Raw genomic sequence first — 13,367 nt, 5'->3', positions numbered from 1 at the left:
CAACGGTTTCGACGCACTCGGCCTGACCTGCGCGCGGCACGGCTCAACGGCAAGGCCACCGATGTTCATCGCCGGTTTCGATAGTCTCGATTCTATGGAAGCGTTGCCTGCTGGCCTTTCGGCCGGCGCAAAGATTTCGGCGAAAATATTATGTGTGCTTCGGGAACATTGCCGCCCCTGACGATTTGAGGCCTCCGTCCACTTGTTTAAGTGAGCGGAGGCCTCGGGATCGGATCACCACCGGTTGCGGGGGGTGGGGTGGGGCCGGCAGTGATACTGGACTAACCGGTCGCAGGCGTTTTGGTTCCCGTCCAAAGGGGCCCGAGCGCAAAAATTTTCTGGTTGCCCTTGCCTTCGGGCAGCGGCAGATAATCGCTGCAGTCCTGCCGGCTTTGCCTGTGCATAGCGGTACGGAGACAGTGCCCAACATTGACGACACGCCATCATGCGCATGTCCAGAGGCCGAGGTAGATGAATGTCCGTTTCTGACCAGATCGCCCTTCAACTGCCCTATCTGCGGCGATACGCAAGGGCGCTGACCGGTTCGCAACAGTCGGGCGATACCTATGTGCGCGCCACGCTCGAAGCGGCCCTCGCGGATAGCGCGCTGCGCCAGGCGATCGCCGGCAGCCGCGCGGCGCTTTATGGTGCATTCACCAGCATCTGGACCACCAGCCACATCACCGAACCCAGCTTTGCGGGCGGCGATGTCGGCATGCACGAACGCGCTGCGCAGGAACGCCTCGCCACGATCGCCCCGGCCCACCGCCAGGCGCTGCTGCTGACCACGGTGGAGGAATTCTCGCGCGAGGACACCGCCGCGATCCTCGGCATCCCGGCCGAGCGGGTCGATACGCTGGTCGATCAGGCCGTCCGCGAGATCGAAAGCGAAAGCGCCACCGATGTCCTCATCATCGAGGATGAGCCGCTGATCTCGATGCAGCTCGAAGGGCTCGTCACCGATCTGGGCCACAACGTCGTCGGCACCGCCGCGACGCACCGCCAGGCGCTCGACATCTTCGGCAAGGCACCGGCCGGTCTGGTCCTCGCCGATATCCAGTTGGCCGACGGCAGCTCGGGCATCGACGCGGTGGAAGACCTGCTCAAGTTCGGCGACGTGCCGGTGATCTTCATCACCGCCTACCCCGAACGCCTGCTCACCGGCGAACGCCCGGAACCGACCTATCTGGTCACCAAGCCGTTCCAGGAAGCCACCGTCCGCGCGGCGATCAGCCAGGCGCTGTTCTTCGGATCAAGCAACCCGCTGAAGTAGCGGTGGGCTGGGAGCATTGCGCGTTTAATCAGCGCCAAAAGTTCCGTTCGTGTCGAGCGAGGTCGAGACACTGAAGGCACAGTGCCAGCGTGTCTCGACTTCGCTCGACACGAACGGAGAATGATACAGGCCTCACATGCTTGGTTTTAAGGTTGGTCGTTAGCCCCGCCGCATGCCGCCAAAGCATCGGCTGCGGCCTTGTCGATGAACGGAGCATCCGACGGCTCGGCCCAGACCCGAAGATCAGCGATTAGAAGGATCGGCGCAAATTTCCGCAGCTTCAAGGATGGGGACCGTCACGCTGCTCCCTCTCAAGGCTTGCTGAACAAACGGCTACGCCAGGAGCGCGTCCCTCTTCGCCAGTCCCAGCACCGCCTCTGCGCGAACTATTGCCTCACGGTCGCTTGCCGCGTGGAGAAGCGCATCCCTGACCGCAGGCGTGTCAGCGTCTTCCTGCGCGAGGAGAAATGCCGCCCAATCGCGATTTGAAACAATGTCGTCACGGGTCAGTTCGATCAGCCGTTGCAAATTGTGATCGGCCCATTCGCTTCCCGAAAGCGGCACTTCCTCGGCGATGATCGCCTTGACGAACGCCGATTCAGGTTCGTAACGATCGCGCATTATCGTACCATTCCAGCCATTTCGGATGTCGTAAATTAAGGCCGCCGAATTCCTGCCGCAAGATCGGCGCGATCGAGCCTCATGCGTTCTAGGGAATCGGAAAACCACCGTGGAACATGGAAGGCCGAGGTTAGGGGTGGGATGCTCGCAGCCGATGAATCAGTTATCAAAAGGAACCGGAGCGCCTCAAGGACGCCGAGAAGTTCACGGTTCCGCTTTGCGTATCGCTTGTGGTCACATCCAAAATCAGCGAGGAAATGGTGCTGCGAGTTTTCTGTCGTCCAAAGGAGATAGAGCGCCCCTGCGTCCGTCACACGCGGCGTTCCCTTGGGGCAAGTCCGGCTCATGAACTCCCGTGCACTTGCTTCGGAGAATTGCACGGATCGCTGGCGGTAGGGTTCAAGTCTCGCGGCGATCGACTGAAACTTAGCTCGGTCAATTCTGAACTTGCCCGCTCTCCCGTTCGGGAAAGGCTCGCTTAGTTTGTATTTTCCATTTCCTTGGTCATCGATCTCGACATCAACCGAAGACACCCCCGATAGCCGCATTTCAATCCGCTCGACTTTCTCGTTGTTGCCGGGCGCGGTGCAGCCGGCAAGCGATAGAAGGAGTACGAGGACAAATGGCGCACGCATTGCGCTAGTTTATGTCGAACACAAACGTCCGCAAGGGGCGAAACCCGACCTTCGAACTTCCGCACGCGGCCTTAACCGTGCGCCCAGCCTACTGCCCGCCACCCCGCAAGGCGAACTCGCGCAACACGCGCACCGGCACGTTCAGCCGGCACTCCACCCCGCCCGGCAGGAACTGAAGCTCCACCTTTCCGCGCAACTCGTGCGCGACGATCTTCTCGATCAGGTCGCGGCCGAACCCGCGCTTGCTCGGCTCGGTCACGGTCGGGCCGCCCGATTCGCGCCAGTGGATCGATGCGAGGTCCGCCCCGGTCCGCTGCCAGGTGACGCTGACCCGCCCATCCTCGACACTGAGCGCGCCGTACTTGGCGGCGTTCGTCGCCATTTCGTGCAGCGCCAGACCGAGCGACATCGCATCATTAGGGGCCAGCTTGATCTCCGGCCCGTCGATGGTGACGAACTCCTCATGCCCTTCCATGTACGGCGCCAGTTCGGAGACCACGACATCGCGCAGCGCCGCGTTGGTCCAGTCGGTTTGCGAGAGCAGGTCGTGGGTGGCCGACAGCGCCCGGATACGCGAAGTCAGGCGATCCGTAAAATCGTCGATGTCGCGCGATCCGCGCCGGGTCAGCGCGGCGATCGACAGCACGTTGGCGAGCGTGTTCTTCACCCGGTGGTTCAATTCGCGGGTGAGCGAATTGCGGATCGAGGCTTCGCGGCTCAGCCGTTCCAGCATCAGCCGGTCTTCCGCCGCGCGCCGGGTGATGAGCCGGCCGATCGCCATCACCATCAGCGATGCCACCGCCCCGAAGAACAGCGTGATCCGGGAGATGGCGCTGAGCATCCCGGTCTTCTTGTCGCTGACCTGGACCACCCAGGAATGGTTGCCGACATCGATGCGCCGTTCCGCCGTGCGGCCGATCAGGCCGTCCACCGGCCGCTGCGCCAGCAGATTTTCCGAGGCGACGGTCTCGTCGTAGATCTTCACCTCCAGCCGGTCGGCCCGGAACAGTTCTCCGGCCGAGCGGATGAAATCATCGGCGCGGAACGGGGCGTAGACGAAGCCTTTGACGATGCGCGACTGTCCCTTGATGACCACCACCGGCATGTAGATCAGGAACCCTGCCACATTGGGCCGACCGACGTCCTGGATGAGCCGCAGCTTGCCCGAGGCGACCGGTTTGCCGGTCTTCATGGCCTGGTCCATCGCTGCACGGCGGGTGGGCTCGGCATACATGTTGTAACCCAGCGCCCTGCGGTTCTGGGCACCGCCGGGCTCCAGATAGACGATCGGCACGGCATAGGGATCGCCGAAATCGGGCCGGGGGGTCACGAAGAAGCTGCTGCGCCCCTGGTTGACAATTTCCAGTTCCAGATAGGCCAGCCGATCCGCCCGCACCAGCGGTGCCCAGCCCATGCCAAGCGAGCCGTACAGATTGCCTTCGTGCTGGAGATCGGCCGCGAATTCGCGGAACTGTTCCTCGCTGACGCTATCCTGCGTGGCGAACAGGGCGCTGGCGGCGCGCAGCACGGCGATGTTCTCGGTCACGCGGCGCTGGAGCGCGGAGGATATCTCGGTGAGGTTGCGGTCCAGTTCCACCGCGCGGGTCTGCCGGTCGGCATGCTCGATCGCCATCACGCTGACCGCCGTGGTGATGCTGGCGAGCAGGAACAGCAGGAACGGCCAGCCGCGCGGGTAGCGATAGAACCACGCCTGCCTTTCGACCCGGTCGAACAGAGACTGGTCAATCACCCGGCAATTTCCCCGTACTCCATCCCGGCCACCCGGCCATTGGGGCCTGTCGATCCGATCCCCCGAATCTCTATGGCCGCTGCGGCGTCAAAGGGGAACCATGGGCGTCGCCAATTGTTCCGTGGCTTGATGGACGAAACCTTGCTCCTCGCTGACGGTGGTCTGGGCAGAATGCCGGATAATCGGGGCTTGACCGCCCTGCCCCGCGCACGGCAAGGTTTTCGCGTGGAAAAGGAAGTACCAGTTGTCTCAACCTGAACGACCTGGGCAGCCCGGCAAGAAGATGCCGGGACTACCACCGGAGCTGCGACGAAGCGGTGAGCCGGGCTGGGCGGGCGGGCTGAGGAAGCTCTATAATTCCGTGGTGGATGAACCGCTCCCGTCCAGCTTTGACGATCTGCTCAAGAAGCTGGACGAAAGCGGCGATGCCTGACCGGATAGAGGTTTCCCCCGCCGATGAAGGGTTTCGCCGCGAGTTGCTGGGGGTCCTCCCTCACTTGCGCGCCTTTGCCCGCGGCCTGTGCGGCCGCCCCGATTTCGCCGACGATCTGGTGCAGGAAGCCACGATCAAGGCATGGGTAGCGCGTGATCGCTATACGCCGGGCACCAACATGCGCGCCTGGACCTTCGCAATCCTGCGCAACCACTACCTGTCCGAACTGCGCCGCTCCCGCCGCCAGACCGATCTGGACGAAGGCGCGGTCGAGCGGATGCTGGTCATGGAAGCGGATCAGGAAGGCCCGCTGCACCTGTCCGACATGGAGACCGCGCTGAGCAAGCTGGCCCCCGAACGGCGCGAGGCAGTGCTTCTCGTCGGTGCTTCGGGGTTCAGTTACGAGGACGCGGCCGAGATCGCCGGATGCCCCATCGGCACCATGAAGAGCCGCGTCGCCCGCGCCCGCGCCGATCTCGCGCGGTTGCTGGACGGCAAGGCCGATGCGGTAACCGCAAGGCTGCGCAAGGCGGGCTGAAGAGCGTCCCGGACATAAAAAGGGCTCCCGCACCATGCCGGTACGGGAGCCCTTTTTGCATCTGCCAGCAGGATCAGCCGGGATAGACCCAGGCCGTGCCACGATCGAAGTTGTCGGATGCGAACTTCCAGTTGAGCAGGTTGTCCAGCACCGCCTTCACATAGGCAGGGCGCTTGTTCATCTGATCGATGTAGTAGGCATGTTCCCACACATCCACGGTCAGCAGCGGGTTGACGTCGGCGGTAATCGCGGTGCCGGCGTCATGGGTGGAGATGACCTTGAGCTTGCCGCCATCGACGACCAGCCAGGCCCAGCCGCTGGCGAAGTGGTTGACCGCTTCGTTGGTCAGCGCTTCGAGCAGCGCGTCCATCGATCCGAAATCGTTCTGGATGGCAGTTGCCAGGCTCTCGCTCGGCGCGGTCTTTTCCGGGCTCAGCGAATGCCAGTAGAAGCCATGGTTGTAGACCTGCGCGGCATTGTTGAACAGCGGGCCCGAAGCCGACTTGCTGATCTCCTCCACCGACTTGCCGGCATTCTCGGTGCCGTCGATCGCGGCGTTGAGCTTGTCGACATAGGTCTTGTGGTGCGCGCCGTGATGGATTTCGAGCGTCTTGGCCGAGATATGCGGCTCCAGCGCGTCCTGGGCATAAGGCAGCGGCATCAGGGCAATGGTCATGGCAGGCTTCCTGTACAGTTCTTGTCGAATTCACGGCGGCGGCACCGGCCCGCCGGCGACCCGCGAAGGAACGCCGGGGCGATCACACCGGGGGTGCATTTCGGTGCTGCAGTGCGACAAATCAAGCGCCGCGAGGTGTCAAATTTGTGCACTGCACGCAAAAGGGGGCGGCGGCCAGGCCACCACCCCCCGGGGATTCGCATTATGGCAGGTTAATTTGCCTTGCGAACTTCGTCAGCCTTGTCCTCGATGGCATCGGCCTGAGCCTCGCCGGTCGCTTCGACGGCATCGGCCTGGGATTCCATGCCTTGCGATTCGAGCGAATCGGCAGCGGCGTCGGACGCCTGCTCGGTCGCGTCGGCCTGCTTTTCCAGGTTGTCGTCAGCGGGATTGTTGCAGGCGGCCAGGCCAAGCGTTGCGGCGGCAGCGGCGGCGATCAGCGCCGTGCGGGTATCGAGAACAATCTTCATGGGTCTTTCCCCTGCTCTTGCAAACCGGAACGGCCCCGTGCCGACCGGTCTGATGAAAAATGGCCCGGCGACGAGGCCGCCGGGCCGTCTGCTTGCCGTTTAGCGGACCGAACCGCGACGGAAGAGGTTGACGATCGCCAGGAGCACGACGGCACCCAGGAACGAAGCGAACAGCGACATGATGTCGAAAGCGCCGCTGGTGATCGGCGCTCCGCCGATGAGCGGGGTGATGACGAGACCGGCGATCAGCGCGCCGACAACACCGACGACGACGTTGAGGAACACGCCCTGCTGGGCGTCGGTCCGCATGACGATCGAAGCGAGCCAGCCAAGGACGCCGCCGACCAGAAGAACGAGAAGAAGGGTCATTGTTCCGTCTCCAGAAAAAGTGAGTAGTTGCCGGTTGAAACTGTCATCGCGCCGCAAGGTTCCGGGTCAATGTTTTCAGGTCGTCGCAAGATGCGTCGGGGGGAGCCCACGAGCACGCCGACCGTTTGAGCATCATGACCCCGGCCGAAAACCGCAGGCGAGCAGGCGCGGCGCTGGCATCGGCGCTGACGGTAGGCAGCGTTGTGGCGGCGCTGATCGCCGGTCTTGGCGCGCGCTTCGTGCCGCTGGCGAACCATCCCTTGCAATCCGTCGTCACTGTCAGCCCTGCCCCGCCCCAGCCTGCACCGACCCCGACCCCGGTCGCGCGCGCCAATCCCAAGCCGCCGCATCAGGGCGGCGGCGGCAAGCCCCGCGTCACCACTCCGCAGCTCGAAGCCCCGCCCGCCTCGGCGGTCGTGTTGTCAGTGCCGGTGCCGGCGACGCCTGCGCAGGGCCGGGCCGGAACCGCGCAGTCGGGTGGCGATGGCGGCAGCGGGTCCGGCAGCGGCGGGGGCTCCGGTTCCGGCTCGGGGAACGGTTACGGCAGCGGATCGGGCTATCGCCTGCCGGCGGTGCTGCCCCGCCAGACGCACGGCAAGCTGCACTTCACCGACCTGCCGCCCGACTTGCGCAAGCGCCGCCAGGGCGATGTGCTGACGCTGCGCTACCGCATCGGCGTGGACGGCACGGTCAGCGGCTGCACGATCCTCTCCTCCAGCGGCGATCCGGCGCTGGATGCGCAAACCTGCGCCCTGATCTCGGAACGCTTCCGCTTCCGCCCGGCGCGCGATGTTCAGGGAAATGCGGTGGCTTTCACAATGACCGAAATCCACGGCTGGGACGATGCGTCAGAGCCGGACGAGCGGTGATCGAGCCGGGGCGCAATCGCCTATGAAATCGCCTATCCGTATTCGTCACCCTGAACTCGTTTCAGGGTCCATCGTGCCGCCGGCCGGGACGCTGAAAGGCGCTGGACGCTGCAACCAAGCCCTATTCGACGGCGGGGCAAACCGCGCAATGGATGCTGAAACAAGTTCAGCATGACGAAGCTGAGGGTAAACTCGTCATATGCGATTGCCCTGGTGATCGAGTTGAGTCCGGCTTCGCCCAGTAGCCGACGTTCGAACTGGCCTTGCTCAATTCAATCAGTGGCTGCCGGGTGCAAAAGGATTAGGGTGTAAAGGGCCGAACAGAAGGTGGCAGCCACAACCAGCCCGAGTATCATCGTCTGGCGCATAGCACGCTGGTGGTCATCACTGACGTGAAAGGAAGCTATACGAGCGCCCAGCACGATTATGGCATCAGGCAACGCGAAAAGCATGAGTTCGCCGCGCGACGCGGGTCTATCAACCAGCGGCGTTAAGAAGATTGCCGCGTTGACAGCAAGCGCAATCCAGAAGCCCACATAAGGCCAGGTTTCTGTCGGATAGTCTTTGCGCAGCTTCCATATGATACCAAGGCCAACTGCCGCGCACGCAACTCGATAGAAGGTAGCGAAAGGAAACTCGGCTTCATTCTCAAGTGCGACGCCAACGACTACAAATGTCGCTACACCGATAAGAGCCAATCCTAACCGCCCAAAGTATAGTCCCAATGACCGGTCTCCTTCAACCCGTAGCGTTCCAGAAGACCGCACAGCATTCAAGGACGAACGTCCGCTCCCCAACAATCTTCGCCGTTCCTCCTGATACGAAGCCCAACCTAAATCCAAACACCCACCTTCACCGCGCCCCAGCATCCGCCCGCTTTTCCCCCATCCGCCGCGCAATCACGGCGCAGACCATCAACTGGATCTGGTGGAAGATCATCAGCGGCAGGACGATCGCCCCCACCTGATCGGGCGCGAACAGCACGCCGGCCAGCGGCACGCCGGTGGCAAGGCTCTTCTTGGACCCGCAGAACAGCAGCACCACGCGATCCTCGCGCGCGAAGGCCATCGGCCGGCCGATGGCTTGCGCCGCGCTCATCACCACCGCCAGCATCGCCAGCGACAGCGCGCCGATTTCCGCGATGTCCCCCCATGTCACCCGGCTCCACAGCCCGCCCAGCACGGCGGCGCTGAACGCGGTGTAGACGACCAGCAGGATCGAGCTCTTGTCGGTATAGCCCAGCACCCGCTTGTGCCGCGCCACGAAGCCCGCGATCCATGGCCGCAGCAGGTGGCCGGCCAGGAACGGCAGCAGCAACTGGGTGGCGATGGTGATGACCGGATCGCTCGAAAACCCGCCGCTGCGCCCGGTGATGAACAGCGCGGTCAGCAGCGGCGTGAGGACAATCCCGGCAAGGTTGGAAAACGAGGCGCTGCACACCGCCGCCGCCACGTTGCCGCCCGCCATCGAGGTGAAGGCGATCGAGGACTGCACCGTGGACGGCAGCAGCGACAGGAACAGCATGCCGCGCGCCAGCGGGGTCGGCAGGAACGGCAGCGCCTGGATCGCCAGCCCCAGCAGCGGAAACAGCAGATAGGTCAGCCCCGCGACCGACAGGTGCAGCTTCCACGCCCGCGCCCCGTCAATCACCGCCTGGCGCGACAGCCGCGCGCCGTGGAGGAAGAACAGCAGCGCGATGGCAAGGTCGGTAATGCGGTCCGCCACCGTCGCCCACACGCCTTGCGCCGGCAGCACGGAGGCCAACACAACGGTCGCCATCAGCGCCAGCACATACGGATCGAGGTTGAGCCGTGCGAGCGCCCTGCCGATCACAGCCAGCCCGCCTCGCGATACCATTGCGCCGTCTGCTTCAACCCTTCGCGGGTGGCGATGCGCGGCGTCCACAGTGTTGGCGGCACTTGTGCGGCAGCACTCACCACCCAATCGGGATGGCTGAAATAAGCGGCGCGATCGGCCGTCATCTTCGCCTTCGCGCCGCGCAGCAGGCCATCGATCCGGGCAATCCGCGCCAGCATCGCCGGTGACAGGCCGATCACCCAAGGCCGCCGGCCCACCGCCCAGCCGATGGCGCGCGCCATCTCGCGATGTTCCCAGCCCCCTGCCCGGCCGTCGTCAGGCTCGAACACCTGCCCGGTCACCATTTCCCCGCCCGGCACCAGATCGACCAGCAGCCGCGCCAGATCGGCGGCGTGAATCATCGAGGCGTGACCCTGCGCCGGGACCGGCACCACGCCCCAGCGCGCGGCGCGGAACAGTTCGAACATCTCCTTGTCGCGCGGGCCATAGATCGCCGGCGGACGCACGATCGTCCAGTCCAGCGCGCTGGCCCGCAGCAGTTTCTCCGACCGCGCCTTGGATGCACCGTAAGCCGATAGGTCCGGCTCGCGCGCGGACAGCGAGGAAACGTGAATGAAGCGGCGAATACCCTTCAGCCGCACCGCATCGATCAGGTTGAGCGTGCCGGTGACGTTGCCGGTTTCGAACCCGGCGGCATCGGGCGCGTTCACCACCCCGGCCACGTGGATCGCCGCCTCCGCGCCCCGGGTCAGCGCCGCCATCGCCTCGGTATCGGCAAGATCGCCGGGCACCCAGATCACGCCTTCGCGCGGCGGCTGCGGGCGGCGGGTGAGCGCGGCGACCTCGTACCCGGCGGCCAGCGCCGCTTCCAGCACATGGCTGCCGAGAAAGCCGGTCGCCCCGGTCAGCGCCACGCGGGGCCGGTGGTCCGCCACCATCACTTGAGTACCAACTGATCGCGATGGATCACCGCGCTGCGCGGCGCATAGCCCAACACCTCGGCCTGCTCGCTCGAATGGCGGCCCCGGATCGCATCGCATTCGGCGGAATCATATTCCGACAGCCCATGCGCCACCGTGCGCCCATCGGCATCCAGCACCGAGACCGGATCGCCGCGCAGGAATGCGCCGCCGATCGCGGTAACGCCCTTCGCCAGCAGGCTGGACCCGCGCCGCAGGGCCGCAGCGGCTCCCGCATCGACCACCACGGTGCCCTTGGTCCGCAAACGGCCGCCCAGCCACGCCTTGCGGGCATTGCCGCGCGCGCCGGCCTTGCGCCTGGGCAGGAACAGCGTGCCGATCCCTTCGCTCACGATCCGCGCCACCGGCCGATCATGCTGGCCGTTGCCGATCACTAGGCAAATGCCCGCCAGTTCAGCGATCTCGGCCGCCTGCAACTTCGACACCATCCCGCCCGATCCCATGCCCGAGCCGGATTCGGTGCTGGCCATCGCCTGCACTTCCGCCGTCACCCCTTCGACCACCGGGATCATCCGCGCGCCCGGCTCGCGGGGGTGGCGATCGTAAAGCCCGTCGATGTCCGACAGCAGCAACACCGCGCTCGCCTGCGCCGCCTGCGCCACGCGCGCGGCGAGCCGGTCGTTATCGCCGAAGCGGATTTCCTGCGTGGCGACCGAATCGTTCTCATTGATTACGGGCACCGCCCCGGCATCGAGCAACCGGCCCAGCGTCGCGGTGACGTTGAGGTAGCGGCGGCGATCCTCCAGATCTTCCAGCGTCAGCAGCATCTGCGCGGCGGTCAGGCCGTGCCCCGCCAGAAGCTGCGCCCACAGCCCGGACAGCGCGATCTGGCCCACGGCGGCGGCGGCCTGCGCATCGGCCAGGCTGCCGCGCCCGCCCTTGTCCAGCCCCAGCGTTGCCGCCCCCAGCGCGATCGCGCCGGATGATACCACGATCACTTGCTGCCCGCGCCCGCGCGCCTCGGCGATCTCGGCCACCAGCGCCTCGATCCACGCCCGGCGCACCCCTTCGCGCCCGACCAGCAGCGCCGATCCCACCTTGAGCACAAGGAGCGGGCACTGCGCCGGATCGGCAAGGTCGGAAAGGCGGGAAATGGACATTTGCGGCCGCTCTCTAAGGGAAATGCAGGCCTGGGGGAAGACGGACTATTGCCCGATCACAGAGGCGACCACGGCGTTTCGTCGGCCTCTTCGCGCTCGCCTTCGGGGCGCTCGGTCACGGTGGCGGCGGGGAGATAGTCGATCACCGCATCGAGCAGCTTCGACATGCCCTTCCCGGTGGCACCGGAAATCGGGAACACCTCATCCGCACCGGCCTTGAGCAGTTCGCGCGCATAATCCGCCGCCAGCGCATCGTCGATCAGGTCGATCTTGTTGAGCGCGACCAACCGGGGCTTGTCTTCAAGGCCGCCGCCATAGGCTTCCAGTTCCTCTTCCACCACGCGCATCGCCTCGACCGGGTCAGTGCCCGATACGTCGATCAGGTGGACCAGCACGCGGCAGCGTTCGATATGTCCCAGAAACCGGTCGCCGATCCCTGCGCCGTCAGCCGCCCCGGCGATCAGGCCGGGAATGTCGGCCAGCACGAATTCGCGGTTTTTGTGCAGGACCACGCCGAGTTGCGGGCGCAGCGTGGTGAAGGCGTAATCGCCCACTTTCGCCTTGGTGTTGGACAGCTTGTTGATGAAAGTGGACTTGCCCGCGTTCGGCATGCCGACAAGGCCGACATCGGCCAGCAGCTTGAGCCGCAGCCAGACCCACAGCTCCTGCGCCGGCATGCCGGGCTGGTGCTGGCGGGGCGCGCGGTTCGTGCTGGTCTTGTAGCTGGCGTTGCCGCGCCCGCCCAGCCCGCCTTCGAGCAGCGTTACCCTCTGGCCCGCCTCGGTCAGGTCGGCGAGAACCGTTTCGCGATCCTCATCGTCGATGACCTGGGTGCCGACGGGAACCTTGATGACCAGATCCTTGCCCGCCGCGCCGTTGCGGTTCTTGCCCATGCCATGGCTGCCGCGCGGGGCCTTGAAGTGCTGGGTATAGCGAAAGTCGATCAGGGTGTTGAGGCCGGCCACCGCTTCGAACACCACATCGCCGCCCTTGCCGCCGTTGCCGCCGTCCGGACCGCCGTATTCGACATACTTCTCGCGCCGGAACGATACCGCGCCGGGGCCGCCGCCGCCCGCGCGGACATAGATCTTGGCCTGGTCGAGAAAATGCATGGGGTTTTATCCGGTGAATGGCGATGCTTGTCGAGGCCGGGCTAAATCCAGGCAAAGCAAGCGCGCGCCACTAGGCCCGCTGGACCGATTTTGCAAGTTCCGCGAAAATCGCGCATGATTGCCGCCATGGCCGAAATCATCAACCTGCGTCAGGCGCGCAAGTCCAAACAGCGCAAGGATGCGGCCGATGCAGCCGCAACCAACCGCGCGAAACACAGCGTCACCAAAGCGCAGCGTGCCCTGGCAGCCGGTGAAGCGGCGCGCACCGATCGCCTGCTCGACGGCGCGAAACGCGAGACCGACTGATGCGCACGACCTATGGCGAAGCGACGGTACGGCTCTATCACCTCGATGGCGGAGCAGAAGGCGGCGCGGCGACGACGCTGTTATACGGGCCGCTGTCCGAAGCCATGGCGCTGGCGGCGCGGCAGAGCGAAGACGTGCAGGACGGCCTGTTCATCGCCACCGACAATGACGTGATCGCCTGGCTGGATCTGGTCGAGGAATAGGGCGTTTCTCAAAGCGCCCGCGCGGATTGCTGGTGGAGCCGAGGGGGATCGAACCCCTGACCTCGTCATTGCGAACGACGCGCTCTCCCAGCTGAGCTACGGCCCCGTTCCAGCAATCGCGCAGGCGAGGTACCTTTCGGCAACCTCGCTGCGAGGCAGCCCCTTAGCGAAGTGGCCTCGCGCTTGAAAGAGCAAAAATCCGCGCGTCCGTCAA

General features: G+C 65.0%; 16 protein-coding genes and 1 tRNA gene. 6 read left to right on the top strand and 11 right to left on the bottom strand.

What is annotated here, in order from left to right; all coding sequences use genetic code 11:
* Window positions 1-475 precede the first annotated feature (475 nt).
* Window positions 476-1,273, top strand: coding sequence for a response regulator (locus tag IE122_RS03325; RefSeq protein ID WP_189619627.1), 798 nt, complete (start codon window positions 476-478; stop codon window positions 1,271-1,273).
* 333 nt (window positions 1,274-1,606) lie between these two features.
* On the opposite strand, the gene IE122_RS18315 is transcribed toward IE122_RS03325, so the two are convergent.
* Together IE122_RS18315 and IE122_RS03315 are read right to left on the bottom strand one after the other, a co-directional pair.
* Window positions 1,607-1,894, bottom strand: coding sequence for a hypothetical protein (locus IE122_RS18315; protein WP_229813686.1), 288 nt, complete (start codon window positions 1,892-1,894; stop codon window positions 1,607-1,609).
* Window positions 1,895-2,617: 723 nt separating this feature from the next.
* Window positions 2,618-4,279 carry a CHASE domain-containing protein gene (locus IE122_RS03315; RefSeq protein ID WP_189619626.1) on the bottom strand — a complete coding sequence of 554 codons (1,662 nt, stop codon included), beginning with the start codon at window positions 4,277-4,279 and terminating at the stop codon, window positions 2,618-2,620.
* A gap of 244 nt (window positions 4,280-4,523) precedes the next feature.
* Here IE122_RS03315 and IE122_RS03310 point away from each other — a divergent pair, with 244 nt between their 5' ends.
* Together IE122_RS03310 and IE122_RS03305 are read left to right on the top strand one after the other, a co-directional pair.
* Window positions 4,524-4,712: a NepR family anti-sigma factor gene (locus IE122_RS03310; protein ID WP_229813684.1), complete on the top strand. Its 189-nt coding sequence runs from the start codon at window positions 4,524-4,526 to the stop codon at window positions 4,710-4,712.
* Window positions 4,705-5,250 (top strand): sigma-70 family RNA polymerase sigma factor, encoded by a 546-nt coding sequence (locus tag IE122_RS03305; RefSeq protein WP_189619625.1) that lies wholly within the window; start codon window positions 4,705-4,707, stop codon window positions 5,248-5,250. Before IE122_RS03310 ends, IE122_RS03305 begins: the two co-directional genes overlap by 8 nt.
* Before the next feature lie 73 nt (window positions 5,251-5,323).
* Here IE122_RS03305 and IE122_RS03300 read toward each other — a convergent pair whose 3' ends face one another.
* From IE122_RS03300 to IE122_RS03290, 3 genes are all read right to left on the bottom strand, one after another.
* A complete protein-coding gene (locus IE122_RS03300; RefSeq protein WP_189619624.1) occupies window positions 5,324-5,926 on the bottom strand; it encodes a superoxide dismutase in 603 nt (200 codons plus the stop codon).
* A 212-nt stretch (window positions 5,927-6,138) separates the two neighbouring features.
* Window positions 6,139-6,396 (bottom strand): hypothetical protein, encoded by a 258-nt coding sequence (locus IE122_RS03295; RefSeq protein WP_189619623.1) that lies wholly within the window; start codon window positions 6,394-6,396, stop codon window positions 6,139-6,141.
* A gap of 99 nt (window positions 6,397-6,495) precedes the next feature.
* Window positions 6,496-6,765, bottom strand: coding sequence for a GlsB/YeaQ/YmgE family stress response membrane protein (locus tag IE122_RS03290; protein WP_189619622.1), 270 nt, complete (start codon window positions 6,763-6,765; stop codon window positions 6,496-6,498).
* Between the two features lie 134 nt (window positions 6,766-6,899).
* On the opposite strand from IE122_RS03290, the gene IE122_RS03285 reads away from it, so the two are divergent.
* Entirely contained in the window at window positions 6,900-7,634 is a 735-nt protein-coding gene (locus tag IE122_RS03285; protein ID WP_189619621.1) for a TonB family protein, read from the top strand.
* 272 nt (window positions 7,635-7,906) lie between these two features.
* Here the strand turns inward: IE122_RS03285 and IE122_RS03280 are convergent, their stop codons facing one another.
* From IE122_RS03280 to obgE, 5 genes are all read right to left on the bottom strand, one after another.
* On the bottom strand, window positions 7,907-8,359 hold the full coding sequence (locus IE122_RS03280) for a hypothetical protein (RefSeq protein WP_189619620.1): 453 nt from the start codon (window positions 8,357-8,359) through the stop codon (window positions 7,907-7,909).
* A 127-nt stretch (window positions 8,360-8,486) separates the two neighbouring features.
* Complete coding sequence (locus IE122_RS03275) at window positions 8,487-9,491, bottom strand: bile acid:sodium symporter family protein (protein WP_373299097.1); 1,005 nt, start codon at window positions 9,489-9,491, stop codon at window positions 8,487-8,489.
* Window positions 9,464-10,390: an NAD-dependent epimerase/dehydratase family protein gene (locus IE122_RS03270; RefSeq protein ID WP_189619619.1), complete on the bottom strand. Its 927-nt coding sequence runs from the start codon at window positions 10,388-10,390 to the stop codon at window positions 9,464-9,466. The genes IE122_RS03275 and IE122_RS03270 overlap by 28 nt, the downstream gene beginning before the upstream one ends.
* On the bottom strand, window positions 10,390-11,532 hold the full coding sequence (gene proB / locus IE122_RS03265) for a glutamate 5-kinase (RefSeq protein ID WP_189619618.1): 1,143 nt from the start codon (window positions 11,530-11,532) through the stop codon (window positions 10,390-10,392). The genes IE122_RS03270 and proB overlap by 1 nt, the downstream gene beginning before the upstream one ends.
* A 56-nt stretch (window positions 11,533-11,588) precedes the next feature.
* The gene (gene obgE, locus IE122_RS03260) at window positions 11,589-12,644 is read right to left on the bottom strand and encodes a GTPase ObgE (protein WP_189619617.1); all 1,056 of its coding nucleotides are present in this window, start codon (window positions 12,642-12,644) and stop codon (window positions 11,589-11,591) included.
* A 126-nt stretch (window positions 12,645-12,770) separates the two neighbouring features.
* Between obgE and IE122_RS03255 the strand changes: the two genes are divergently transcribed.
* Window positions 12,771-12,950 carry a DUF4169 family protein gene (locus IE122_RS03255; RefSeq protein WP_189619616.1) on the top strand — a complete coding sequence of 60 codons (180 nt, stop codon included), beginning with the start codon at window positions 12,771-12,773 and terminating at the stop codon, window positions 12,948-12,950.
* Complete coding sequence (locus tag IE122_RS03250; RefSeq protein WP_189619615.1) at window positions 12,950-13,153, top strand: hypothetical protein; 204 nt, start codon at window positions 12,950-12,952, stop codon at window positions 13,151-13,153. The genes IE122_RS03255 and IE122_RS03250 overlap by 1 nt, the downstream gene beginning before the upstream one ends.
* 30 nt (window positions 13,154-13,183) lie before the next feature.
* Here the strand turns inward: IE122_RS03250 and IE122_RS03245 are convergent.
* Window positions 13,184-13,259: transfer RNA gene (locus IE122_RS03245), tRNA-Ala, on the bottom strand.
* Window positions 13,260-13,367: the final 108 nt, after the last annotated feature.

Source organism: Novosphingobium colocasiae, from assembly GCF_014652555.1.
GTDB lineage: Bacteria > Pseudomonadota > Alphaproteobacteria > Sphingomonadales > Sphingomonadaceae > Novosphingobium > Novosphingobium colocasiae.
Note: the sequence above shows the minus strand (reverse complement) of the source record. Positions and strands in the feature narration are given on the sequence as shown.